Here is a 22,420-nt window from a genome sequence, read left to right as displayed (position 1 = left end):
GTGTCTGTCGCGTTGGTTAGGAGTGTTTATGGCGGTTAAGGTGTTGGTGGTTGATGACTCCGGCTTTTTTCGTCGGCGTGTGTCAGAAATTCTTTCAGCCGATCCGAATATTCAAGTAATCGGCACCGCCACTAACGGCCGTGAAGCCATCGAACAGGCGCAGGCGCTTAAGCCCGATGTGATCACCATGGATTACGAGATGCCAATGATGGATGGCATCACGGCCGTGCGTAATATCATGCAGCGCTGCCCGACGCCGGTACTGATGTTCTCCTCGCTGACTCATGAAGGCGCGCGGGTTACCCTGGATGCGCTGGAAGCGGGTGCGGTGGATTTCCTACCGAAAAATTTTGAGGATATTTCGCGCAACCCCGAGCGGGTCAAACAACTGCTCTGCGAAAAAATTCATACCATTGCTCGCAGTAACCGCCGCAGCCTGAGCCTGCCTCCTGTGGCTGCGCCTGCCGCGACACCTGCTGCGCAAACCAAGCCAGTGACACGTCCTGCAACGAGTACCAGCACCCTGGCGCGCCCAGTTATGGCACCCGCGCCGGCGGTTGCCAGTGCTGCGCCTAAGCGCAAGTCCTACAAGCTGGTTGCGATAGGCACCTCGACCGGTGGGCCGGTGGCGCTGCAGCGTGTGCTGACCCAGTTGCCGGCCAATTTTCCGGCACCGATTGTGCTGATCCAGCATATGCCGGCCGCCTTTACCAAGGCCTTTGCCGAGCGCCTCGACAAGCTCTGCCGGATCAGTGTCAAGGAAGCCGAAGACGGTGATGTATTGCGCCCAGGTCTGGCGCTGTTGGCACCTGGCGGCAAGCAGATGATGGTCGATGCGCGTGGCGTGGTGAAGATTCTGCCTGGCGATGAACGTCTGAACTACAAGCCGTGTGTCGATATCACCTTTGGTTCGGTGGCCAAATCCTACGCGGACAAAGTGCTGGCCGTGGTGCTGACCGGTATGGGTGCCGATGGCCGTGAAGGGGCGCGCCTGCTCAAGCAGGGTGGCAGTCAGGTATGGGCACAGGATGAAGCCAGCTGTGTGATTTACGGCATGCCGATGGCCATCGTTAAAGCCGATCTGGCCGACGCCGTCTACCCGCTGGATGACATTGGCAGGCACCTGGCGGAGACCTGCATTTAATGGATGTCCTCAGTCTAATTGGGGTCATCCTGGCCTTTGTCGCCATTCTCGGCGGCAACTACCTCGAAGGTGGCCATGCCGGCGCGTTGCTCAATGGACCTGCGGCATTGATCGTGATCGGTGGCACCCTGGGCGCGGCGTTTTTGCAGGCGCCGATGAACGTGTTTAAGCGCGCTCTGGCCATTATAAGCTGGATTTTTTTTCCGCCACGGGTGGATCTGGCCGGTGGCGTCAATCGGGTGGTTGGTTGGAGCATGACCGCGCGCAAGGAAGGCTTGCTCGGCCTTGAAGCGGTGGCAGATGTCGAAACCGATCCCTATGCGCGCAAAGGTTTGCAACTGTTGGTTGACGGCGCAGAGCCGGAAGCCATTCGCAGTATTCTCGAAGTCGATCTGTACACCCAGGAAGGCCGTGATATTCAGGCGGCCAAGGTGTTTGAAAGCATGGGTGGCTATGCGCCGACCATCGGCATTATCGGTGCCGTGATGGGTTTGATTCATGTAATGGGCAACCTGGCCGACCCGAGCAAGCTGGGGGCCGGTATTGCCGTGGCGTTTGTTGCCACCATCTACGGTGTGGGGTTTGCCAACCTGCTGCTGCTACCGATTGGCAACAAACTCAAGGCCATTGCCCAGCGCCAGTCGCGTTATCGCGAAATGCTGCTCGAAGGCATCCTGTCGATTGCCGAGGGTGAAAACCCGCGCTCCATCGAATTGAAGCTGCAAGGCTTTATGGATTGATGGGAACAGCACATGGCCCGCAGGCGTCATCACGAAGAACATGAAAACCACGAACGTTGGCTGGTCTCCTATGCTGACTTCATCACCTTGCTGTTCGCGTTTTTTGTGGTCATGTATTCGATTTCATCGATCAATGAAGGCAAGTACAAGATTCTTTCCGACAGCCTGACTGGGGTGTTCAACCAGCCCGATCGGGCGATCAAGCCGATCCCGGTGGGGGAGCTGCGGCCGCGCACCACTGAGCCGGACCGTTCGCTGGTGGATGAGGAAAGCGCGCAGTCATCTGCCGATGATCTGCAGAACATCGCCAGCAGCGTGCGCGAGGCATTCGGCGACTTGATTCAGTCCGAACAGCTCAAGGTCAGTGGTAATGAGTTGTGGATCGAGATTGAGCTCAGCTCCAGTTTGCTGTTTACCAGCGGCGATGCCATCCCCAACAATGCGGCTTTCGACATTATCGAGAAAGTGGCCAAAATTCTGGCGCCCTACGAAAACCCAATTCATGTGGAGGGCTTTACTGACAACCTGCCGATCCAGACCGCGCAGTTTCCGACCAACTGGGAGCTGTCTACCGCAAGGGCTGCCAGTATCGTGCGGATGCTCACAATGGATGGGGTCAACCCCAGTCGGCTGGCGGCAGTCGGTTATGGCGAGTTCCAGCCCGTTGCCGATAACAGCACCGCCGAGGGCCGTGGGCGCAATCGCCGGGTGGTGTTGGTGATCTCGCGCAATCTGGATGTACGCCGTAGCGTGAGTGGTGTGGGCAGTGCCAATGCCAAACCCGATGCGGCCTTGCAACGGGCTGGCACGCAACCTGCAAAAGCCCCCGCAACGCCGGCCCCGCAAGCGGATGCCGTCAATCCCCCGTCGCCGGCCCCATAAGGGTGGCCCCGTTCTCGGTCAGGCTGCAGCTGTTCCGGGAGGATGATAACGATGAGAGTCTGGGCAGTAGCTAATCAAAAAGGTGGAGTCGGCAAGACCACCACATCGATCGCGTTGGCGGGGCTTCTGGCCGATGCCGGTAAGCGCGTGGTGGTGGTTGACCTGGATCCGCACGGTTCGATGACCAGCTATTTCGGGCACGATCCGGACAGCCTGGAGCACAGCAATTTTGACCTGTTTCAGCATAAGGGCAGCGTGCCGCGCGGTTTACCGCAGCAATTATTGCTGCCTACCAGCGATGAGCGTATTGCCCTGTTGCCGTCCAGTACCGCGCTGGCCACGCTGGAGCGCCAATCACCCGGGCAGAGTGGCCTGGGGTTGGTGATTGCCAAGAGCCTGGCGCAGCTTTGGCAAGATTTCGATCATGCGGTGATCGACAGCCCGCCTTTGCTCGGCGTGCTGATGGTCAACGCCCTGGCTGCCAGCCAGCAATTGGTAATTCCGGTGCAGACCGAGTTCCTGGCCGTCAAAGGCCTGGAGCGGATGGTCAATACCCTGGCGATGATCAACCGTTCGCGTCAGCAGGCGTTGCCTTATACCATAGTGCCGACCCTGTTTGACCGGCGTACCCAGGCTTCCATGGGCACGCTGCGGATGTTGCGCAACAGTTACCCTGAGCATCTGTGGCCGGCCTATATTCCGGTGGATACGCGCTTGCGCGATGCCAGCCGGGCGGGGCTTACACCGTCCAGGTTCGACACCAATAGCCGTGGCGTACTTGCCTACCGGGCACTGCTCAAGCACCTGTTGTCGCAGCAGATTGCCGCACAGGTCGCCTGAGATGAACGGCTATGCTGAAGATATAGGCTCAAGTCTGCCGCTAGCGCTGCCGATAGTCTGTACAGATTGTTATTGCGGGTTGTATTCATGAGTCGTCCCCTCGCCACCGCTACACGTTCGCAACTGGCCTTGCAGTCCTATCTGGACGGCTTGTTGCAGGAGGCTGCCGTCGAGTTTGCCGAAAGCATCACGCTGGATGAGTTCGAAGCCGCGGTGCTGGAGGAGCAGGTGCGCGATGCCCGCAGCATGCCGCAGGCGCACGCCGTGACGGCCAAACCTGTGGCTGAGCTGGCGCCGCGGCCGTTGGTGCTGCCCACCCTTGAGATGCCTGCGCCGCAAATTGCAGTTCAGGTCGAGCCACCGCCGGCGGTGGTTGAAGCGGCCGTGGTGGTCGAGACGCCACCCGCGGTGCTGGTGCCTGAACCCGTGCTGCAGGGCCGGCCTGACTGGGCCCAAGGGCCGTTTGAATGCCTGTTGTTCGACGTGGCCGGGCTGACCCTGGCGGTGCCACTGGTGTGCCTGGGCTCGATTTATCCCCTGGAAGGTCAGGAACTCACGCCATTATTTGGCCAGCCAGACTGGTTTCTCGGCATACTGCCGTGCCAGGCCGGTAACCTGAAGGTGCTGGATACCGCGCGCTGGGTGATGCCAGACCGCTACCGCGATGATTTTCGTGAAGGGCTACAGTACGTGATTTCCGTGCAGGGTTACGAATGGGGGCTGGCGGTGCATCAGGTCAGCCGCTCGATTCGCCTCGACCCCAACGAGGTCAAATGGCGCAGTCAGCGCACCCAGCGGCCATGGCTGGCCGGCACGGTGATCGAACACATGTGCGCCTTGCTGGATATCGCCTCTTTAGCTGAGCTGATCACCAGTGGTGCGGCCAAACGCATGGCGGCCAACCGGGTTCACTGAATAACGCCGGGCTGTGCGATGTGCGCAGCTTTGCAACTATAGTAATGACCGCGGGGGATACCCCCGCGATTACCGCCGCGAGCGGTTTATGACGAGGCTAGGAACATGAAGAAAAGTTCGGCACAAGGCTCTGAAGATCCGATCCTGCAGTGGGTAACGTTCCGCCTGGACAACGAAACCTATGGCATCAACGTGATGCAGGTGCAGGAAGTCCTGCGTTATACCGAGATTGCCCCTGTGCCGGGTGCTCCGAGCTATGTGCTGGGCATCATCAACTTGCGCGGTAATGTGGTCACCGTGATCGATACGCGCCAGCGCTTCGGTCTGGACTCCACCGAGGTGACCGATAACACCCGTATCGTGATTATCGAAGCGGACAAGCAGGTAGTCGGCATCCTGGTCGACAGCGTGGCTGAGGTGGTTTACCTGCGCCAATCGGAAGTGGAAACCGCGCCGAACGTCGGCAATGACGAGTCCGCCAAGTTTATCCAGGGCGTGTGCAACAAGAACGGCGAGCTGCTGATTCTGGTTGAGCTGGACAAGATGATGAGTGAAGAAGAGTGGTCCGATCTGGAGAGTTTCTAGGTCATGCTCGACGCACTGCTGGTCGCACTGGCCCTGGTTTGCCTGGGGCTGATAGGCGCGTGCGTCTGGCTGACCCGGCAGCTGCGCGAGGCCATAAAGCTGCAAGGCGAGCGTGATGCAGTGCGGGATCGGCGGCTTAAGGAGCTTAGCCGGCGTCTGGATGCCTACCTGACCGGCAGTGTGCAGATGGGCGAGGAGTTACATGAGCTGCGCCGGGTCGTCGCGCCGCTGCCGGACAAGCTTAATCAGATCGAGCAGCGTGACCCCAGCAGCCTGTCGTTTACCCAGGCTGCGCGTCTGGCGGGCATGGGCGCCAGTGTGGATGATCTGACCCAGTCCTGCGGACTAAGCAAGGCCGAGGCTGAGTTGGTGAGCAAAATGCAGCAGGCCAAACTGCAAGGTTCCTGATTCTGCCAATCCTCAAGAAGCATTCAATCTGCCGGCCCTTCCAGTAGGCGCAGCGGCGGCGTGATATCGCTATCGCGTTCACTGCCGGCCGGCGCTTTACCCTTCAGGTACCAGGCAAAGGCGATGATTTCCGCGATACAGCGATACAGCTGTTCGGGAATCGCATCGCCTAGCTCCAGTCGCGCCAGCAGGCGCACCAGCTCGGCATTTTCGTAGATCGGTACTTCGTATTCGCGGGCGATGGCCAGAATGGCTTCGGCCAACTCGTCATCACCTTTGGCGCTGAGTACGGGCGCCTTCTGGCCGTCGTAGGTGAGGGCGATGGCTTGGCGGGGTGTGGTCTTCTTCATGCGGTTTCATCCACCCAGCGTTGTTCCAGGGTTGTGCGCGGCCCGCGCGGCGGCGTGCCCTGGCTACAGGTCAGCTCGCCAACCTGCACGCCGGCGGCGTTCAGGCGCTGGCGTAGGTTGTCCAGTTCGCCATCGATCAGGCTGACGGTGTTGCTGCGTTCGGCCCACAGCTGGCTGGACAGGCGGCCGTGGGCCAGTTGCGCCTGCACTTGCAGAGGGCCCAGCGGATCAAGGTCGAAGGCCAGCTCGACTTTCCACAGGGTTTGCTTTTTCTCGGGTTTGCCTTGCGGGTTACTTTCATCGCGCTGGATTTTTACCTGCAACGGCACCAGCTCCTGCTGGTTGCGCATGGGCAGTTCCAGTTGCCAGGTGGTCAGCAGGTTGCCATCCGGGCCGACCTGGCTCTGCGCCAGGCTGGAGAGCTGGTGGGTCTGCAGGCGCGAGATGGCTGCAGCGGCGAGCTTCAGCAGGGTTTCCAGGTCGGCTTCACCCTCCATCGCCTGCAGCAGGCGTGAGGGCAGGGGGAAGTTCAGCGCTTGCTGGCGACTGGTGGCTTTGCCCAGGCTGCCGAGCAGGTCGCGGGCCAGCGCGGGCATCGCCAGGGCGAGGGCTGAGCCAGCAGTGGCCGCAGTGGCAGCGGCCAGTGGAGTGCCGACTGAGAGGTTAGGCAGCAATTGGGTGATCAGGCGCAGCAGGTTGGCCTTCAGGTCGGTCGGCAGCGCCTGGCCCTGACCGCCGAGCAACTTGCTTTCCAGCAGGATGCCGCTGTTTTCCAGGGCCATGGCCAGGCCTTTGGGGCTGCTCAGTTGCGCGGCGTCGGGCAGGGCGCCGAAGAGTTTGTCGATACTGGTGCGCAGGCCTTCACTCATTTCGGCATTACCGCGCAGCCCTTGCAGGGCGCTGAACAGGCCTTCCAGGGAGCCTTGGCGGTTGCTTTGGTTGCCCAGTTGCTGGCTCAGCGCGAGTTGATCGAGGCGGCCGCTCAGCGGCAGGAAGCTCAACGCCTGGCTGCCTTGTACCTGGGCGCTGAGCAGGCTACCTAAGGGCAGCGCCAAGGGGGTTTCCAGGGACAGCTTGCTGCCGGCCAGGGGGGTGTTGAGCAGGCTGACCAACACCTTGTAGATCACCTGTTGTGAGCGGGTTTGCAGCAGTTGCTCGCGGGCCACCACCTTGCCCTGCAGCAGGGTACCGACGGGTAGCTGGTCGAGATCCAGGCTGGTCAAGGCCTTGTTGCTACCCGCTTGTAGCACCACGGCCAGCTGGCTTGGCGACAAGGCGGTTACCGCCAGCGCCGTGCCTTGAGCCAGGGGGCGTGGACTGCTGGCCTCAAGCGTGGTTTGGCGACCGTTCTCCAGGGTCAGCTTGAGTACCACCTGAAAACTTTGCGCCATTTCCTTTAGCGCGATGACTTCAGCCTTGGCGGTTTCACCGCTGGCCAGCAGGCCTTGCATGGGTTGCAGCAGTTTCAACGCCAGGTCGGCGGCCACCACGTTGGGGCGACTGCTGGGGGGCGTTGGCGCAATAGGCCGTGGGCTGCTGATTTCGCTCATTGGCGGGTTACACCCTGTCGAAAATGCCCACTGCGGGTAGCGGGGTTGGGCATGTATAATCGCGCCCCGTCTGAGAGGGTGCTTACAAATTACTGCGCTCGGCCATGCTGCGTTGAAATCCGCCTCAAAATGCTCATGTACTACTCGTACACTCCGCCTTTTCGGCTGATTGCGCCTTGCCTGGCCATCGCTCGCTACTTTTGTAAGCACCCTCTGCGCTCGGCTGCGCATTCTACTTGCGTCAGTATAGCGGCCAAGACTCTGCCGACTTGAACAGCTTTTACCAGCCATCTTAGGTACCGATGCCTTGACCAGCCCTCTTCTCGAAGCCGTAGCGCTCGCCTGTGAGCGAGACTGGCGCATGCTTTTCGAGCGGCTGGAGCTGCGTCTGGTTCCCGGCGAGATGTTGCAGGTGGCGGGCCCCAACGGTAGCGGTAAGACCAGTCTGTTGCGTTTGCTGGCCGGGTTGATGCAACCGACCGCCGGTGAGATTCGCCTGAACGGCCGCCCATTGGCGGTGCAGCGCGCCGAGCTGGCGCGCAACCTGTTGTGGATCGGTCATGCCGCCGGCATCAAGGGCTTGCTCACGGCCGAGGAGAATCTCGCCTGGCTCTGCGCCCTGCATCAGCCCGCCGAGCGCGAGGTCATCTGGCAGGCGCTGGCGGCGGTGGGCCTGCGCGGTTTTGAGGATGTGCCCTGTCACACCCTGTCCGCCGGGCAGCAGCGGCGGGTCGCGCTGGCGCGTTTGTATCTGCCGGGTCCATCACTTTGGGTGCTGGATGAGCCGTATACCGCGCTGGATAAAGCGGCGGTGGCGCAGTTGGAGAATCATCTGGCCGCGCATTGTCAGCAGGGCGGCCTGGTGGTACTGACCACCCACCATGAATTGACGGTCAAGCCGAGCGGCTATCGCGAGCTGGATTTGGGGCAGTGCAGCACATGAGCAATGTTTTTACCCTGCTGCTGGCCCGTGAAGCGCGCCTGCTGTTTCGTCGTCCGGCCGAGCTGGCCAACCCGCTGGTGTTCTTTGCCATCGTGATTGCATTGTTCCCGCTGGCGGTGGGGCCGCAAACGCAGTTGTTACAAAGCCTTTCGCCTGGGCTGGTGTGGGTAGCGGCCTTATTGGCCGTGCTGCTCTCGCTGGACGGGCTGTTTCGCAGTGATTTCGAAGACGGCTCGCTGGAGCAGTGGGTCCTTTCGCCGCACCCCCTGGCTCTTCTGGTTCTGGCCAAGGTGCTGGCACACTGGCTGTTCTCCGGTCTGGCGTTGGTGCTGCTGGCGCCGCTGCTGGCGTTGATGCTGGGTTTGCCGGGGCGCTGTCTGTCGGTGCTGCTGATCTCCCTGCTGCTCGGTACGCCTGTGTTGAGTCTGCTCGGTGCAGTCGGCGCGGCGCTGACGGTGGGGCTCAAGCGTGGCGGTCTGTTGCTGGCGCTGCTGATTCTGCCGTTGTACATCCCGGTGCTGATTCTCGGCAGCGGGGCGTTGCAAGCCAGCCTGCAAGGATTGCCGGCGGTCGGCCACCTGTTGTGGTTGGCCAGCCTCACCGCATTGGCGGTGACCTTGAGCCCTTTTGCCATCGCCGCTGGTCTGAAGATCAGCGTCGCTGAGTAGACAATAAGCCTGAATGGCCAGTTGATCCGGATGCCGCCTGCGCCCGGATCAGCCCTAGCACTGATGAGTAAGCTGATGAACTGGACGTGGTTTCACAAATGGGGTTCGCCCAAGTGGTTCTATGAAATGAGCAGTCGCTGGCTGCCCTGGCTGACGCTTGCCGCCGCCGCGCTGTTGCTGGTCGGTCTGGTCTGGGGCCTGGCCTTTGCGCCGCCGGATTACCAGCAGGGCAACAGCTTTCGCATCATCTATATCCATGTGCCGGCGGCGTTTCTCGCCCAGTCGATCTACGTGATGCTGGCGCTGGCCGGCATCGTCGGGCTGGTGTGGAAGATGAAGCTGGCCGATGTCGCCCTGCAGCAGGCTGCGCCCATCGGCGCCTGGATGACCGTGATCGCGTTGTTGACCGGCGCGGTGTGGGGCAAACCGACCTGGGGCACTTACTGGGTGTGGGATGCCCGCCTGACCTCGATGCTGATTCTGCTGTTTTTGTACTTCGGCGTGATCGCCCTGGGCAATGCCATCACCAATCGCGACAGCGCGGCCAAGGCCTGCGCGGTGCTGGCCATCGTTGGCGTGGTGAATATCCCGATCATCAAATACTCGGTGGAATGGTGGAACACCCTGCATCAGCCCGCCACCTTCAGTGTGGTTTCCAAGCCGGCCATGCCGTTCGAGATGTGGATGCCGCTGCTGATTATGGTGCTGGGCTTCTACTGCTTCTTTGGCGCCGTGCTGCTGCTGCGCATGCGCCTGGAAGTGCTCAAGCGCGAAGCGCGCAGCAGTTGGGCCAAAGCCGAGGTCAAGACGCTGGTGGAGAAAGGCCAATGAGTTTTGCCAGCTTTAGCGAATTTCTCGCCATGGGCACCCACGGGCCTTATGTCTGGTCCTGTTATGCCATCAGCCTGGCTGTGCTGGGGCTGAATGTGGCGCTGCCCATCCTGGCGCGGCGCCGTTTTCTGCAAGACGAGGCGCGTCGTTTGCGCCGGGAGGAGTCGAAGTGAACCCCGTGCGTAAAAAGCGCCTGTATATCGTCCTGGCGATCATCGCCGGTGTCGGCATCGCCGTGGCCCTGGCTCTCAGCGCGTTGCAGCAGAACATCAACCTGTTTTATACCCCCACGCAGATCGCCAACGGCGACGCCCCGCAGGACACCCGCATCCGTGCCGGCGGCCTGGTCGAGGAGGGTTCGGTGAAGCGCTCCAGCGACTCCCTGGACACCGATTTCGTCGTCACTGACGGCGCCAAGAACGTGACGATTCGCTACAGCGGCATCCTCCCGGACCTGTTCCGCGAAGGGCAGGGCATTGTCGCCATGGGCAAGCTCGACGCCAATGGCGTGTTGATTGCCGACGAAGTGCTGGCCAAACACGATGAAAACTATATGCCGCCAGAGGTCATGCAGGCCCTGGAGCAGAGCGGTATGAAACAGCAACACGACGCAGCCAAAGCGGCCAAGCAAGCGTCCCCAGCGGAGTACGCGCAATGATTCCCGAACTCGGCCATCTGGCGATGATTCTGGCGCTGTGCATGGCGCTGGTGCAGGCGACGCTGCCGCTGATCGGTGCCTGGCGCGGTGATCGCCAGTGGATGAGCCTGGCGCAGCCGGCCGCCTGGGGCCAGTTCAGTTTTATGCTGTTTGCCTTTATCTGCCTCACCTACGCCTTTATGGTCGACGACTTTACCGTCGCCTATGTGGCCAACAACTCCAACAGCGCACTGCCCTGGTATTACAAGTTCAGCGCCGTGTGGGGCGCCCACGAAGGCTCGCTGCTGCTGTGGGGGCTGATCCTCGCCGGTTGGACCTTTGCCGTATCGATATTCTCGCGCCAGTTGCCGGAAGAGATGCTCGCCCGCGTGCTGGCGGTGATGGGGATTATCAGCATCGGTTTCTTGCTGTTTCTGATCATCACCTCCAACCCGTTCGCGCGCCTGCTGTTCGACACGCCGACCAATGGCCGTGACCTCAATCCGCTGCTGCAGGACTTCGGCCTGATCATTCACCCGCCGATGCTCTATATGGGCTATGTCGGCTTTTCCGTGGCCTTTGCTTTTGCCATCGCCGCCTTGCTTGGCGGCAAGCTGGACGCCGCCTGGGCACGCTGGTCGCGGCCGTGGACCATCATTGCCTGGGCTTTCCTCGGCATTGGTATCGCCCTGGGCTCCTGGTGGGCCTACTACGAACTTGGCTGGGGCGGCTGGTGGTTCTGGGACCCGGTGGAAAACGCCTCCTTTATGCCCTGGCTGGTCGGCACCGCGCTGATCCACTCCCTGGCCGTGACGGAAAAACGCGGCGTGTTCAAGAGCTGGACCGTGCTGCTGGCCATCGCGGCGTTTTCCCTCAGCCTGTTGGGGACCTTCCTGGTGCGCTCCGGGGTGCTGACCTCGGTGCATGCCTTTGCCAGCGACCCTGAGCGCGGCGTGTTTATCCTGGCCTTCCTGCTGATTGTGGTGGGGAGCTCGCTGGCGCTGTTCGCCATTCGCGCGCCGGTGGTCAAGAGCCAGGTTGGCTTTGCCCTGTGGTCGCGGGAAACCCTGCTGCTGGTGAATAACCTGATTCTGGTGGTGTCAGCCGCGATGATTCTGCTCGGCACCCTCTACCCGCTGGTGCTGGACGCCATGACCGGTGCCAAGCTGTCGGTCGGCCCGCCGTACTTCAACGCCTTGTTTGTGCCGTTAATGGGCCTGCTGATGGCGATGATCGCGGTCGGCGTGCTGGTGCGCTGGAAAGACACCCCGCTGCAGTGGCTGCTGAGCATGCTCGCGCCGGTGCTGATCGGCAGTGTGCTGCTGGCGGTGATTGCCACCTTGCTGGTCGGCGACTTCAACTGGGCGGTGCTGGGCGTGTGCCTGCTGGCCGCCTGGGTGGTGCTGGCCGGGCTGCGCGATATAGTCGAGAAAACCCGCCACAAGGGCTTTTTCCGTGGTTTGCCGACCTTGACCCGCAGTTACTGGGGCATGCAGACGGCGCACCTGGGCATGGCGGTGTGCGCCCTGGGTGTGGTGCTGACCAGCATGGGCAGCTTCGAGCGCGATATGCGCATGGCGCCGGGGGAATCCGTGGAAATTGGTGGCTACCAGTTTATCTTTGAAGGCGCCGAGCACTTCGAAGGACCGAACTTTACCTCGGACAAAGGCACGGTGCGCATCCTCGAAGCGGGCAAACAGATTGCCGTGCTGCACCCGGAGAAGCGTCTGTATACCGTGCAGCAGTCGGTGATGACCGAGGCGGGCATCGACGCCGGGATCACCCGCGATCTGTTCGTCGCCCTGGGTGAGCCGCTGGAAAACGGCGCCTGGGCGGTGCGCGTGCATATCAAGCCGTTCGTCCGCTGGATCTGGTTCGGCGCGCTGTTGATGGGGCTTGGCGGTTTCCTGGCTGCCAGCGACAAGCGCTACCGGATGAAGGTACGCACCCGCGTACGTGATGCGCTGGGCATGGCGGAGGCGCAGGCATGAAGCGTTTACTGCTGCTGTTACCGCTGCTGGTCTTTCTCGGCGTGGCGGTGTTTCTCTACCGCGGGCTGTTCCTCGATCCCACCGAGCTGCCTTCGGCGCTGATCGGCAAGCCGTTTCCGGCGTTCTCCCTGCCAGCGGTGCAGGATGGCAAGACGCTCACCGAGGCCGACCTCAAGGGCAAGCCGGCGCTGGTCAATGTCTGGGCCACCTGGTGTGTGGCCTGCCGCGTTGAGCATCCGGTGCTGAACAAGCTGGCCGGGCTCGGCGTGACCATTCACGGGGTCAACTACAAGGATGACAACGCCGCCGCGCAGAAGTGGCTGGTGGAGTTCCACGACCCCTATCAGCTGAATATCAACGATGCGCGCGGCACCCTGGGCCTGGACCTGGGCGTGTACGGTGCACCCGAGACCTTCCTGATCGACAAGCACGGCATCATTCGTCACAAGTTTGTCGGGGTGATCGATGAGCGCGTCTGGCGCGAGCAGCTGGCTCCGCTGTATCAGGAGCTGGTAGATGAGGTGCAACCATGAAGCGCTTGCTGGTTGCCGCCGTACTCGGCCTGGCGTTGCTCGGCAGCGCCCAGGCCGCTATCGACACCTACGAATTTGCTACTGAAGCCGAGCGCCAGCGTTACCGCAATCTGGTGGAAGAGCTGCGTTGCCCCAAGTGCCAGAACCAGAACATCGCCGACTCCGATGCGCCGATTGCCATGGACCTGCGCGCGCAGATCTTCCGCATGCTGGAGGAGGGCCAGAGCAATGAGCAGATCATCGATTTTCTGGTCAGCCGCTATGGTGACTTCGTTCTCTACAAGCCCCCGGTAACGCCACGTACCCTGCTGCTGTGGTACGGCCCGGCCGGTTTGCTGGTCGGTGGTTTCGTCCTGCTTGGGGTCATCCTGGTGCGCCGTCGCCGCAAGCCGGGCGTCGTCGCCAGCGGCCTGTCTGCCGATGAACAGCAGCGTCTGGCTGCTCTGCTTAATCAAACGCCTGTGGATAAGAAAGACTGATGATTGAATTCTGGTTATGCGCCGGCCTGCTGTTGCTGACGGCCCTGGCGTTTCTGCTGATCCCGGTGCTGCGTGCGCGCAAGGTGCAGGCCGAAGAAGACCGTACGGCCCTTAACGTGACCCTGTATCAGGAACGTCTGCTGGACCTACAAGGCCAGCACGAGGCGGGTGCGCTGAATGCCGAGCAACTGGCCAATGGCCGTGATGAGGCCGCCCGCGAGCTGCTCGCCGATACCGAAGGCGCGCAGGCGCAGCCGACCCAGCGCGCGCTGGGCGGCACGATTCCGCTGATTGCCGCGCTGTTGATGCCGCTGCTGGGCTATGGCCTGTACCAGCACTGGGGCGCCATCGATGATGTCGAGCGCGCGCAGACCTTTGCTGCGCAGCCGAAGACCATCGAGGAAATGACCGCACGCCTGGAAGCGGCGGTGCAAAACGATCCCAAGTCCGCCGAAAGCTGGTACTTCCTCGGCCGTACCTATATGGCTCAGGAGCGTGCCGGCGATGCGGCCGTGGCCTTCGAACGCGCCATAGATGTAGCCGGGCGTGAGCCGGAGCTGCTTGGGCAGTGGGCGCAGGCGCTGTATTTTTCCGGCAACAAACAATGGACCGAACAGCTGCAGGCGCTCACCGATGAGGCGCTGAAAGCTGACCCAGCGGAAGTTACCAGCCTCGGGCTGCTGGGCATTGCCGCCTATGAAGCCGGGCAGTTTCAGCAGGCGATTGAGCGCTGGCAGCAGTTGGTGGCGGTGCTGCCGGCCGAAGACCCTTCACGCATGGCGATTCAGGGCGGGATTGACCGCGCCCGTGAGCAGCTTGGTGCGCCTGCGGCCGATGCTGCGCCTGCAGCCAGCCAGGGCCTGACCGTGCGTGTTGCCTTGGCCGCCGAGCTGCAAGCCAAGGTGCAACCAGGTGATGCGGTGTTTATCTTCGCTCGCGCGGTCTCCGGACCGCCGATGCCGCTGGCGGTCAAGCGCCTGAGCGTGGCGGACCTGCCGGCTGAAGTCAGCCTGTCAGACAGCGATGCGATGATGCCGCAGCTGAAGATCTCCGGCTTTGAACAGGTGCAGCTGGTCGCGCGGGTCTCCCGTAGCGGCAACGCCACGGCCGGTGAGTGGATCGGCAGCAGCCAGCCGTTGGCCAGCAAAACTAAGGAGCTGCAGCAGCTGTTGATCGACAGCGCTGACAGCAAAGCGCCATGAAGTTGTTATGGCGTGGTGCGCTGCTGGTCGGCCTGCTGGGGCTCGGGGCCTGTGTGCAGAGTCCGCTGGTCACGGCACCGGTGACCAACCCGAGCGGCAGCAGCAACCACCCCAGGTTTGCCCCGCCACCTGGGGTGGCCAGCCAGTGGGATGCGCAATTGGGGGTGTACGTGGTCGGTGGCGCCTCTCATCTGTACTACCGCGAGCGCACCTACTACCGCTGGAATTCCGGCTGGAGCTGGGCCAGTAACCCGCAGGGCCCCTGGTTGCCAACCGACAGCAGCGGTGTGCCGCCAGGTTTGTTTCGCCGTTATGCCCAGTAACTACTAGGGGTTAGTGTGCGGGGCAGGGCATCGTCGGGCGGCGCTCGATATCCGGCTCGAAATCTTCGATCAAATGGCAGATGGCCTGGCCATCAGGAGCGCACTCGCCCTTGTCGGCCCAGTCGGCGAAGGCGTTCTGCATCACCAGCGCCAGGCGCTGGCATTCCTCGATATGCGCCTGCAGCGACACCAGGCGTTCGCTCAGCAGGTCGCGCACTTCAGCGCAGGGCGCATCGCCGTTATCGGCGCTGGCGAGTATCTGCTGGCTGTCTTTCAGGCTAAAACCCAGGCGGCGGGCGCGGGCGATAAAGCGCAGGCGTTGCAGGTCGGTGCTGGAGTACTCCTGGTAGCCGTTATCTGGGTTGCGCGTGGGCCTGAGCAGGCCAAGGTCGGTGTAGTGACGCACGGTCTCACTGCTGACGGCGGCGGCTTTGGCCAGTTGGGCGACGCGCATAGATCAAGACTCCGGAAAAGACAAAGGCCGCGCCAGGTTAAAACCTGGGGGCGGCCCTCGGGTCAAGCTCGCAGATTTATTCGGCGATCTGCAGCTTGCGCGCCTCGTGGTAGACGAAGCGAATTTTCTCGTACTCGAACGGCGAGTTGAGCTGGCCGTAGCGGAAGTTCACCGTGGAGCGCTGATCAACCACTTCCAGCAGGGTGATTTCCGGGTGGTTGACGCTGGCTTCGGCGACATTCAGCCAGTTGACCTGGCTTTTCGCCGCAAAATCCGCCACCAGACCGCCGGTGTCACGCAGGTTCGATGGACCCAGCAGCGGCAGAATCAGGTAGGGGCCGGCGGGCGTGCCGTAGTAGCCAAGGGTCTGGCCGAAGTCTTCGCGCTGCTTGGGCAGGCCCATGCGTGTGGCCGGGTCCCACAGGCCGGCGACCCCCAGGGTGGTGTTGAGCAGCAGGCGGCCGGTGGTCTGCATGGCGCGTTTGCCCTTGAGTTGCAGCGCACTGTTGAGCAGGTTGGGTACATCACCCAGGTTGCTGAAGAAGTTGCTGACGCCGCTCTGCACCAGCTTGGGGGTGATATAGCGATAGCCGTCGACAATCGGCAGGAATACCCACTCATCGAAGCGGTAGTTGAAGTGATAGACGCGGCGGTTCCACGACTCCAGCGGGTCATAGACTTGCAGCGCGCTGAGGGTCGAGCGCTCGAACTCGCGCTGATCCAGCCCCGGGTTGAACTGCAGGCGCTGCAATGGTTGCTTGAAACCGTCGTCATCAACGGCTGGCTGGGCGTACGCCAGGCTGCTGCCCAGCAACAGGGTGAAAAACACGGCAAGGGGGATTGGCTTAGCCACGGAAGAACTCCAGCATGGCGTCGCTATTGACGCGGTAGTTGAGGTTGCCGCAATGGCCACCCAGCGGGTAAAGGGTCAGGCGATCACCCAGGGTGCGACGCAGAAAGCCCAGGTCACCAGGGCCGAGGATTACATCATCGGCGTTGTGCATAACGGCGATCTTGCTGCTGTTTTTCAGGTAATCGGCCACGGCATACAGGCTGACCTGGTCGATCAACTGCGCCACGCTGCCGCCATCAGTGCGGGCGCGCCACATGGGGATCAGTTGTTCGGTCAGGTAGCAGTCGAAGTCGCACTGCAGGGCGCGTTTGAAGAATGGTGTGAGGCTGGTGCCCTGGGTGATCGGGTAGTTGATCGGAGTGATCAGGCCGCGGCGGTTGATCAGGTCCGAGGTAAAGGCGATATCGGCGGCAGAGAAGCGGAATGCTGCGCCGATCAGCATGGCCATCTGCTCGTCGTTGAGCTGCTCGCCAGAGTTCTGGAAGTCATAGAGCAGGGCGTCGTTGATATCGACGTAGCCCTTGTTCTGGAAGTAACGGGTCAATTTACCCAGCACCAGCTCATAGAAGGTGGTGCTGTTATCGATGCCCGCAACCTTGGTTTGCACCATGCGGTCGAGGTTGGTGGTCGAGGTGTAGAGGTTGACTGGCGGGTTGAGCAGCAGTACGCGCTTGAAGTTGAAGCTGCGCCGGGTTTCATCCAGCTCGCTGACAAAGGCCGCCTGCAGCGCGCCCAGGCTGTAGCCGGTGAGGTGGTATGCGCTGACTTTCAGACGCGGATGCTGTGCACGCACGGCCTGCATGGTGCGGTACAGATCGTCGGCGTCTTCGCGGGTAATGCCGGGGGTGGCAAAGCGCGAGGCCGAGGTCATAAAGTCATAGCTGGTCGGCGACGACAGTTGCACCACATGATAACCGGCGCCGTAGAACAGCTTCTTCAGGTATTCCGGGGTGCTGCTGGCGTAATGCGCGCCGGTGCCGGCGATGATAAAGATCAGCGGCGCTTCACCGGACTGTTTGGCCATGCGGTAACGCATCTTGGTCACCGGCCAGAAGTTGTCTGGCAGCTCGAACTCGCGCTCCGGGCGCAGTTTGATCTGATAGTCACTCTGGTTGATCTCGGCGTCGGCCGGAAGCTCCGGGCGTAGCTCGAGCGGGGTGGTCGCCAGGGTGGCTTCAAATGGGTTGCTGATCGGATAGCCATAACTGCTGGCATCGATATCAGCGGCGCTGACGGGGGCAGTCAGGGCCAGGCAGCTGAGCAGGGCAAGCAGGCGGGGGACGTGCGACATGGCTAAATCTCTGGAGAGCTAGGGTTGATGCTGATGGAACGGGTCAGGTGCGAAACGATTTGACCACATAAGCTCGGCTAAGTGCCGTTTAGTTATAAATGCTCAGGTTTTAGGCGTAAGTGTCATGTCGAAGCCCAGGTTAGCAGTTGCTGGTGCTGGTTTAGATAAGCCTGCTGGTTCGCCTTAATGTGCTCCAGGGCCGCCAGGGGTTGCCGGCTCAGGCGCAGCTGCGCCGTGTATTTCACCAGGCCTGCGGCCGATGCTAATCGGTATCACACAGCCGAAATGGCAGCGATCCGGCGGCTGATGCGCTACGGGGTGAGCATCGGCCTCTCGCCGCAGAGACGACGATTTAGGTGAGATCAGGGTGATATCCATGACGCGGCGGCTTATCCTACGCAGCCGTTTAGCTGCCTGAGTTGCCCATGTCCCGTTATCTGCCCCTGACTGCTCTGCTGATTGCTGCAGCCCTGTGTCTGGCACTCAGCTTGGCGCTGCGTTACCAACTGATGGAGGGCGCGCAGTGGGTCGGCCTGTGCGTCGACGCCCCGCAGCAGTTGGCCTGCCTGGTGCGCACGAGCCTTGGCTGGTTGATTCACTTCCGCGTATTGGCCTGGGCTGCGTTGCTGTGCGCGGTGTTTGCATTTGTGTTGCCGGGCGTCTGGGGCAAGCGCCTGGCGGTACCGGCATTGCTGCTCGGTCTGCCGGCGCTGGTGTTGTACAGTGCCAGCCTGGCGGTATTGGCCGTGGTGCTGGCGCTGCTGCGCTGGGTACGCGCGCCGCGAACCGCCTGATCAGGCGGTTTGCGCGTTAACCCGCAGGCTGCGCCACAGCGCCGCCACCAGTAGCACGCAGGTCAGCGCCCAGCCCAGGGCCTGCCAGTTGCTCAGGGTTTCCTGATACAGCTGCGGCGCAATGCCCGCGCCGATCAGCAGGGCGAGCAGGGCGATTTCAGGGCGATAACCGCCCACCGGACGGTACAGATAGACCAGCGCCGGCAGCACTAGCGCGGCGCTGGGGAAGCTGCGGTAGCGCGCATCCACCACCAGCGCGAGCATCGTCACCGCCCCGGCAAAGCCGCTTAGCGCTAGCCACAGCGCGCCCTTGCTATGCAGCCAGTTAAATGGCCGCGCGCGCCAGCCAGTCCGCTGGCTGAGCAGCAGGGCGGCGTGGGCCAGCACCAGTAGATTCAGCACAATCAGCGCGCCAGCCCAGAGCCATTCGCCGAGGTAACGGCTGGTAACCAGCGTTAATTCGGCAAATAGACCGATACAGCCGGCGCCCAACGCGGCCAGCAGCGGTAGCAGCAAGGCGGCGCGGCTGGATGCCGGACGACCGGCGAACAGCAGAGTAGCGGCAGCAATGATCAGGCTGAAGGTCAGCCATACCGGCCAGTGCGGCAGGTTGGATACGGCGCCGGCGAGAATCGATTTGTCCTGACGGTCGGCGTCATACAGCCCCCAGTAACCGCCCACCGCGCCTTCGCTGATGCGTTTCCACGGCTGGTCAAACGCCTCGATCAGGTTGTAGCGCCAGCCGTTCTGCTCGGCCATGGCGACAAAACCACGGATAAACTTGGCTTGGTTGACCAGGCTCGGCACTGCAGTTTCACGCTGGCGGCCTTCGCTTGGCCAGCCGGTTTCGCCGATCAGGATGTCCTTGGGTGCGTAGGCATTACCAAAGGTCTGGCGCACCTCGGCGACTTCATGCAGGGCCGTTTCGATGCCGGCGGGGTTATCTTCCCAGTAGGGCAGCAGGTGGATGGTGATGAAATCCACGGCCGGAGCGACTTCCGGGTGCTTGAGCCAGAACTCCCAGACATCCGCGTAGGTCACCGGCTGCTCGATCTGCGCCTTGACCTGTTCGATCAGCGTGACCAATTGCTGCGGGGTAACTTCCTTGCGCAGCAGCGCTTCGTTACCGACGATCACCGCCTGCACCACATCCGGGTGGGCGTTGGCAATTTTCACCAGGCCGGCGATCTCAACCGCCGTATCGGCCGGATTACGGCTGACCCAGGCGCCGACGATCAGTTTCAGGCCATGCTTGCGCGCCATGTTCGGCAGCTCTTCCAGGCCGGTTACCGAGTAGGTGCGCAGGCACTCGAAGCGTTCGGCCAAAAGTGCCACATCCGCTTCCATACGCTCGGGGCGCAGCTCAATGGGCTGATCGAAGGGCGATTGGTCTTTGTCGAACGGCGTGTAGGAGGCGCACTGCAGTTTGTGTGTGGGCGTTGCGGCATCCGCCAACTCGACCGGTTGGCCAATGCCATACCACAGGCCGAAAAGCGCCAGCAGGCCAAGCAGGCAGGCAAACAGATAAGCAGCAGGGAAGCGAGAAGTAGCAGGCATGGTCTGACGCGTATGGTGGTTGAGCCGCGCATAGTAGCGGATTGCCCCGCCAGCGGCTGGCTGTTTTAAGGCTCTATCGCTATCCAGGCGCGCCTGACGAGTACAAGGGCGCAGCGGGCAGGCACGGGCGCCAAGGGCTATTCATACAGAGGGGGCCGTTGCGCAGCAGCGCAGCCGATAGCAAGGGAGGCAATATGGCCCGCACAGTGACACCGAGGCCGTCGGTGGTTACAGAGGCAAAGGGCTATCAGACGAAATGGACTACCCCCCTGGCGGCGATGCAACTAGGGTAAATAGATGGGTGGCTAGCTGCTGCGCCTGACCCCAAACCAGCATGCGCCAGCCGCCCTCGCGGAGGGCATCATCATGAGCAATGCAACACCACGCCTGACACTGGAGCTGCTGCTGCGCTTCAGCCCGTTCGATTTTCTCACCCCGCACTACCAGCAGCAGGCGCTGGATAGCCTGCAATATGTGCAACGCAAGGCCGGAACCCCGCTATTCAAACGCGGCGAAAAGTCCTTGGCGTTGTATTACCTGCTGGAAGGCAAGGTGGGGCTTGGTGAGGAGGGCACGCGCAAACCCATGCTGGGCGGCAGCCTGGAGGCCTGCCATGCGCTCAACGAGACGCAGCCGCAGGCGCAAGCGGTGGTGGCCTTGAGTGATGTCACCCTGTTCGCCCTGGAGCGGGGGTTACTTGAGCGCCTGTTGAACTGGAGTCAAAGTGCCGATTACGGCGTGGTCAGCTTGAGCATGCAGGCCGAAGAGCAGCAGGGGCATGACGATTGGCTGGCCAAGTTGCTGCGTTCTCCCTTGTTTGGCCGCCTACCGCCTCCCCACTTGCATAAGCTGCTGGCGCGTTTCGAGTTTATCGAGGTGGCAGGCGGCGAGGCCGTGGTCCGTTATGGCGAGCCGGGTGAGCATTTCTTCGTGCTCAAACAGGGGCGGGCGGCGGTCACGCTACCCTCGGCCTACCAACAGGAGCCGCGGCAGATCTTGCAGGTCGGGGACTTTTTTGGCGAGGAAGCGCTGGTCAGCGGTGCGGTGCGCTCGGCCACCGTCACCATGCTGGAAGATGGTGTGCTGGCTCGCCTGGAACGCGAGCTATTTGTCGAACTGGTGCACCCGACCTTGATTCCGCAGATCAGCAGTGAGCAGTTGCATCGGATGACCCGCCTGGGTCAGCGCCAATTCCTCTTGTTGGACGTGCGCTTGCCCATGGAGTACCGGCTCGGCCACCAAGCCGGCAGCATCAGCCTGCCGGTGGCCAATCTGCGCACCCATGCCGAGAGCCTGGACCGCCACACCCTGTATGCGGTCACCCCGGAAGGCGGCATCCGCAGCGAACTGGCGGTGCACCTGCTCAACCAGTTTGGTTTCGAGGCTTATCTGCTCACCGACCCGCCCGAGCAGTCGCCGGTGGCGGCCTAAGTACTCAGCTCTGCCCAAACAACGGGTCTCTGCGGGCCTGGTATAGCGAGCCCAAGGCTTTTGGCTATGACCCGTCGATAAGCTCTTGCAGATAGGCGCTGGGCAGGCTGTGGCTAACGACTAATGTGACCCAGTGAAACCTGGCCATATTCTGTTTGAACGTTATAAAGAGCCGCTCAACCCATTGAGTTGCTTGGGTGAGTCGCTGGGGTATAGGAATGTGCAACAGCTAACTCAGGCACAGCCAATAAAAAACCCGCACTAGGCGGGTTTTTACGTTCAAGCAGGCTTGAAGGGGTGGTTCATATGGTTTTCTGGCCTATGAGTAATTGGTTAAAACCAACTGCACGACCAGCTAAGCCAACGACCCAAAAATGGTCGGGGTAGGGGGATTCGAACTCCCGACATCCTGCTCCCAAAGCAGGCGCGCTACCGGACTGCGCTATACCCCGATGTACTGCTGGCTCCGCGACCAGGACTCGAACCTGGGACCCAATGATTAACAGTCATTTGCTCTACCGACTGAGCTATCGCGGAACAACGGCGCGTATCCTACTGATTAGCAAGGGGAAGTCAATACCTGATCGACTTCCCCGGTGACTCAGAGAACGGCCGCAATCGCCTGCGTAACGGCCGGCAGGTTGCGCTGGTTGAGTGCAGCGACGCAGATGCGCCCGGTGCTGACGGCGTAGATGCCAAACTCGCTTTTCAGCCGCTCGACCTGCTCGGCGGAGAGGCCGGAGTAGGAGAACATGCCGCGCTGCTGGGCGACGAAGCCGAAGTCGCGCTTGCAGTTGAGTGCGGCCAACTGCTCGACCATGGCCATGCGCATGCCGCGAATACGTTCGCGCATGCCGGCCAGCTCTTCTTCCCACAGGGCGCGCAGCTCAAGGCTGTTCAGCACGCTGGCCACCACGGTGGCGCCGTGGGTCGGCGGGTTGGAGTAGTTGGTGCGAATTACGCGCTTGGCTTGCGACAGCACGCGGCCGGCTTCTTCCTGGCTGCCAGTGACGATGGAC

General features: G+C 61.8%; 26 protein-coding genes and 2 tRNA genes. 19 read left to right on the top strand and 9 right to left on the bottom strand.

Annotated elements, in window-relative coordinates:
- Positions 1-28 precede the first annotated feature (28 nt).
- The 7 genes from WA145_RS11245 to WA145_RS11215 all read left to right on the top strand — a co-directional run bounded on the left by WA145_RS11245 (position 29) and on the right by WA145_RS11215 (position 5,514).
- Positions 29-1,144 carry a protein-glutamate methylesterase/protein-glutamine glutaminase gene (locus tag WA145_RS11245; protein ID WP_422581657.1) on the top strand — a complete coding sequence of 372 codons (1,116 nt, stop codon included), beginning with the start codon at positions 29-31 and terminating at the stop codon, positions 1,142-1,144.
- On the top strand, positions 1,144-1,884 hold the full coding sequence (locus WA145_RS11240; RefSeq protein WP_422581656.1) for a flagellar motor protein: 741 nt from the start codon (positions 1,144-1,146) through the stop codon (positions 1,882-1,884). The genes WA145_RS11245 and WA145_RS11240 overlap by 1 nt, the downstream gene beginning before the upstream one ends.
- Positions 1,885-1,896: 12 nt before the next feature.
- The gene (gene motD, locus WA145_RS11235; protein WP_422581655.1) at positions 1,897-2,766 is read left to right on the top strand and encodes a flagellar motor protein MotD; all 870 of its coding nucleotides are present in this window, start codon (positions 1,897-1,899) and stop codon (positions 2,764-2,766) included.
- A gap of 51 nt (positions 2,767-2,817) precedes the next feature.
- The gene (locus tag WA145_RS11230) at positions 2,818-3,606 is read left to right on the top strand and encodes a ParA family protein (RefSeq protein ID WP_422581654.1); all 789 of its coding nucleotides are present in this window, start codon (positions 2,818-2,820) and stop codon (positions 3,604-3,606) included.
- Positions 3,607-3,693: 87 nt separating this feature from the next.
- The gene (locus WA145_RS11225; protein WP_422581653.1) at positions 3,694-4,521 is read left to right on the top strand and encodes a CheW domain-containing protein; all 828 of its coding nucleotides are present in this window, start codon (positions 3,694-3,696) and stop codon (positions 4,519-4,521) included.
- A gap of 105 nt (positions 4,522-4,626) precedes the next feature.
- Entirely contained in the window at positions 4,627-5,106 is a 480-nt protein-coding gene (locus WA145_RS11220) for a chemotaxis protein CheW (RefSeq protein ID WP_422581652.1), read from the top strand.
- A gap of 3 nt (positions 5,107-5,109) precedes the next feature.
- Positions 5,110-5,514 carry a DUF2802 domain-containing protein gene (locus WA145_RS11215; RefSeq protein ID WP_422581651.1) on the top strand — a complete coding sequence of 135 codons (405 nt, stop codon included), beginning with the start codon at positions 5,110-5,112 and terminating at the stop codon, positions 5,512-5,514.
- Between the two features lie 23 nt (positions 5,515-5,537).
- Here WA145_RS11215 and WA145_RS11210 read toward each other — a convergent pair whose 3' ends face one another.
- Together WA145_RS11210 and WA145_RS11205 are read right to left on the bottom strand one after the other, a co-directional pair.
- Complete coding sequence (locus WA145_RS11210; protein ID WP_422581650.1) at positions 5,538-5,864, bottom strand: EscU/YscU/HrcU family type III secretion system export apparatus switch protein; 327 nt, start codon at positions 5,862-5,864, stop codon at positions 5,538-5,540.
- On the bottom strand, positions 5,861-7,414 hold the full coding sequence (locus WA145_RS11205) for a flagellar hook-length control protein FliK (protein ID WP_422581649.1): 1,554 nt from the start codon (positions 7,412-7,414) through the stop codon (positions 5,861-5,863). Before WA145_RS11205 ends, WA145_RS11210 begins: the two co-directional genes overlap by 4 nt.
- A gap of 307 nt (positions 7,415-7,721) precedes the next feature.
- On the opposite strand from WA145_RS11205, the gene ccmA reads away from it, so the two are divergent.
- The 10 genes from ccmA to WA145_RS11155 all read left to right on the top strand — a co-directional run bounded on the left by ccmA (position 7,722) and on the right by WA145_RS11155 (position 15,021).
- A complete protein-coding gene (ccmA, locus tag WA145_RS11200; protein ID WP_422581648.1) occupies positions 7,722-8,357 on the top strand; it encodes a cytochrome c biogenesis heme-transporting ATPase CcmA in 636 nt (211 codons plus the stop codon).
- On the top strand, positions 8,354-9,025 hold the full coding sequence (gene ccmB, locus WA145_RS11195; protein ID WP_422581647.1) for a heme exporter protein CcmB: 672 nt from the start codon (positions 8,354-8,356) through the stop codon (positions 9,023-9,025). The genes ccmA and ccmB overlap by 4 nt, the downstream gene beginning before the upstream one ends.
- 72 nt (positions 9,026-9,097) lie before the next feature.
- Entirely contained in the window at positions 9,098-9,856 is a 759-nt protein-coding gene (locus tag WA145_RS11190) for a heme ABC transporter permease (RefSeq protein WP_422581679.1), read from the top strand.
- On the top strand, positions 9,853-10,029 hold the full coding sequence (ccmD, locus tag WA145_RS11185; protein ID WP_304864305.1) for a heme exporter protein CcmD: 177 nt from the start codon (positions 9,853-9,855) through the stop codon (positions 10,027-10,029). The genes WA145_RS11190 and ccmD overlap by 4 nt, the downstream gene beginning before the upstream one ends.
- Entirely contained in the window at positions 10,026-10,514 is a 489-nt protein-coding gene (ccmE, locus tag WA145_RS11180) for a cytochrome c maturation protein CcmE (RefSeq protein ID WP_422581646.1), read from the top strand. The genes ccmD and ccmE overlap by 4 nt, the downstream gene beginning before the upstream one ends.
- Positions 10,511-12,484 carry a heme lyase CcmF/NrfE family subunit gene (locus WA145_RS11175; RefSeq protein WP_422581645.1) on the top strand — a complete coding sequence of 658 codons (1,974 nt, stop codon included), beginning with the start codon at positions 10,511-10,513 and terminating at the stop codon, positions 12,482-12,484. Before ccmE ends, WA145_RS11175 begins: the two co-directional genes overlap by 4 nt.
- Positions 12,481-13,017 carry a DsbE family thiol:disulfide interchange protein gene (locus WA145_RS11170; RefSeq protein WP_422581644.1) on the top strand — a complete coding sequence of 179 codons (537 nt, stop codon included), beginning with the start codon at positions 12,481-12,483 and terminating at the stop codon, positions 13,015-13,017. The genes WA145_RS11175 and WA145_RS11170 overlap by 4 nt, the downstream gene beginning before the upstream one ends.
- Positions 13,014-13,496, top strand: a complete 483-nt coding sequence (locus tag WA145_RS11165; RefSeq protein ID WP_422581643.1) for a cytochrome c-type biogenesis protein — start codon at positions 13,014-13,016, stop codon at positions 13,494-13,496. Before WA145_RS11170 ends, WA145_RS11165 begins: the two co-directional genes overlap by 4 nt.
- Entirely contained in the window at positions 13,496-14,698 is a 1,203-nt protein-coding gene (gene ccmI / locus WA145_RS11160) for a c-type cytochrome biogenesis protein CcmI (RefSeq protein WP_422581642.1), read from the top strand. The genes WA145_RS11165 and ccmI overlap by 1 nt, the downstream gene beginning before the upstream one ends.
- The gene (locus WA145_RS11155; protein WP_422581641.1) at positions 14,695-15,021 is read left to right on the top strand and encodes a hypothetical protein; all 327 of its coding nucleotides are present in this window, start codon (positions 14,695-14,697) and stop codon (positions 15,019-15,021) included. The genes ccmI and WA145_RS11155 overlap by 4 nt, the downstream gene beginning before the upstream one ends.
- Positions 15,022-15,031: 10 nt before the next feature.
- Here WA145_RS11155 and WA145_RS11150 read toward each other — a convergent pair whose 3' ends face one another.
- From WA145_RS11150 to WA145_RS11140, 3 genes are all read right to left on the bottom strand, one after another.
- Positions 15,032-15,475, bottom strand: a complete 444-nt coding sequence (locus WA145_RS11150) for a MerR family transcriptional regulator (protein WP_422581640.1) — start codon at positions 15,473-15,475, stop codon at positions 15,032-15,034.
- Between the two features lie 76 nt (positions 15,476-15,551).
- The gene (locus WA145_RS11145; protein ID WP_422581678.1) at positions 15,552-16,304 is read right to left on the bottom strand and encodes an MlaA family lipoprotein; all 753 of its coding nucleotides are present in this window, start codon (positions 16,302-16,304) and stop codon (positions 15,552-15,554) included.
- 16 nt (positions 16,305-16,320) lie between these two features.
- Entirely contained in the window at positions 16,321-17,619 is a 1,299-nt protein-coding gene (locus tag WA145_RS11140; protein ID WP_422581639.1) for a serine/threonine protein kinase, read from the bottom strand.
- 425 nt (positions 17,620-18,044) lie between these two features.
- Here WA145_RS11140 and WA145_RS11135 point away from each other — a divergent pair, with 425 nt between their 5' ends.
- On the top strand, positions 18,045-18,413 hold the full coding sequence (locus WA145_RS11135; protein ID WP_422581638.1) for a hypothetical protein: 369 nt from the start codon (positions 18,045-18,047) through the stop codon (positions 18,411-18,413).
- On the opposite strand, the gene WA145_RS11130 is transcribed toward WA145_RS11135, so the two are convergent.
- Complete coding sequence (locus tag WA145_RS11130) at positions 18,414-19,970, bottom strand: beta (1-6) glucans synthase (protein WP_422581637.1); 1,557 nt, start codon at positions 19,968-19,970, stop codon at positions 18,414-18,416.
- A 366-nt stretch (positions 19,971-20,336) separates the two neighbouring features.
- Between WA145_RS11130 and WA145_RS11125 the strand changes: the two genes are divergently transcribed.
- Positions 20,337-21,401 carry a cyclic nucleotide-binding domain-containing protein gene (locus WA145_RS11125; RefSeq protein ID WP_422581636.1) on the top strand — a complete coding sequence of 355 codons (1,065 nt, stop codon included), beginning with the start codon at positions 20,337-20,339 and terminating at the stop codon, positions 21,399-21,401.
- 375 nt (positions 21,402-21,776) lie between these two features.
- Here WA145_RS11125 and WA145_RS11120 read toward each other — a convergent pair.
- The 3 genes from WA145_RS11120 to WA145_RS11110 form a co-directional block, all read right to left on the bottom strand.
- Positions 21,777-21,853 (bottom strand) — tRNA-Pro (locus WA145_RS11120).
- A 9-nt stretch (positions 21,854-21,862) separates the two neighbouring features.
- A tRNA-Asn gene (locus WA145_RS11115) sits at positions 21,863-21,938 on the bottom strand.
- Between the two features lie 64 nt (positions 21,939-22,002).
- Positions 22,003-22,420 (bottom strand): aminotransferase class I/II-fold pyridoxal phosphate-dependent enzyme (locus WA145_RS11110; protein WP_422581635.1); only part of this gene is annotated, 418 nt, incomplete at its 5' end.

Origin of the sequence: Pseudomonas sp. (assembly GCF_049301935.1) — a bacterium.
Classification (GTDB): domain Bacteria; phylum Pseudomonadota; class Gammaproteobacteria; order Pseudomonadales; family Pseudomonadaceae; genus Aquipseudomonas.
This window is presented reverse-complemented; position numbering and strand designations above follow the sequence as displayed.

Bases quoted from the DNA above. Each gene is read 5' to 3' on its own strand.
- WA145_RS11245 (WP_422581657.1), top strand. From the start codon at position 29: ATGGCGGTTAAGGTGTTGGTGGTTGATGACTCCGGCTTTTTTCGTCGG.
- WA145_RS11240 (WP_422581656.1), top strand. From the start codon at position 1,144: ATGGATGTCCTCAGTCTAATTGGGGTCATCCTGGCCTTTGTCGCCATT.
- motD (WP_422581655.1), top strand. From the start codon at position 1,897: ATGGCCCGCAGGCGTCATCACGAAGAACATGAAAACCACGAACGTTGG.
- WA145_RS11230 (WP_422581654.1), top strand. From the start codon at position 2,818: ATGAGAGTCTGGGCAGTAGCTAATCAAAAAGGTGGAGTCGGCAAGACC.
- WA145_RS11225 (WP_422581653.1), top strand. From the start codon at position 3,694: ATGAGTCGTCCCCTCGCCACCGCTACACGTTCGCAACTGGCCTTGCAG.
- WA145_RS11220 (WP_422581652.1), top strand. From the start codon at position 4,627: ATGAAGAAAAGTTCGGCACAAGGCTCTGAAGATCCGATCCTGCAGTGG.
- WA145_RS11215 (WP_422581651.1), top strand. From the start codon at position 5,110: ATGCTCGACGCACTGCTGGTCGCACTGGCCCTGGTTTGCCTGGGGCTG.
- WA145_RS11210 (WP_422581650.1), bottom strand. From the start codon at position 5,864: ATGAAGAAGACCACACCCCGCCAAGCCATCGCCCTCACCTACGACGGC.
- WA145_RS11205 (WP_422581649.1), bottom strand. From the start codon at position 7,414: ATGAGCGAAATCAGCAGCCCACGGCCTATTGCGCCAACGCCCCCCAGC.
- ccmB (WP_422581647.1), top strand. From the start codon at position 8,354: ATGAGCAATGTTTTTACCCTGCTGCTGGCCCGTGAAGCGCGCCTGCTG.
- ccmD (WP_304864305.1), top strand. From the start codon at position 9,853: ATGAGTTTTGCCAGCTTTAGCGAATTTCTCGCCATGGGCACCCACGGG.
- WA145_RS11175 (WP_422581645.1), top strand. From the start codon at position 10,511: ATGATTCCCGAACTCGGCCATCTGGCGATGATTCTGGCGCTGTGCATG.
- WA145_RS11170 (WP_422581644.1), top strand. From the start codon at position 12,481: ATGAAGCGTTTACTGCTGCTGTTACCGCTGCTGGTCTTTCTCGGCGTG.
- WA145_RS11165 (WP_422581643.1), top strand. From the start codon at position 13,014: ATGAAGCGCTTGCTGGTTGCCGCCGTACTCGGCCTGGCGTTGCTCGGC.
- ccmI (WP_422581642.1), top strand. From the start codon at position 13,496: ATGATTGAATTCTGGTTATGCGCCGGCCTGCTGTTGCTGACGGCCCTG.
- WA145_RS11155 (WP_422581641.1), top strand. From the start codon at position 14,695: ATGAAGTTGTTATGGCGTGGTGCGCTGCTGGTCGGCCTGCTGGGGCTC.
- WA145_RS11150 (WP_422581640.1), bottom strand. From the start codon at position 15,475: ATGCGCGTCGCCCAACTGGCCAAAGCCGCCGCCGTCAGCAGTGAGACC.
- WA145_RS11140 (WP_422581639.1), bottom strand. From the start codon at position 17,619: ATGTCGCACGTCCCCCGCCTGCTTGCCCTGCTCAGCTGCCTGGCCCTG.
- WA145_RS11135 (WP_422581638.1), top strand. From the start codon at position 18,045: ATGTCCCGTTATCTGCCCCTGACTGCTCTGCTGATTGCTGCAGCCCTG.
- WA145_RS11130 (WP_422581637.1), bottom strand. From the start codon at position 19,970: ATGCCTGCTACTTCTCGCTTCCCTGCTGCTTATCTGTTTGCCTGCCTG.
- WA145_RS11125 (WP_422581636.1), top strand. From the start codon at position 20,337: ATGAGCAATGCAACACCACGCCTGACACTGGAGCTGCTGCTGCGCTTC.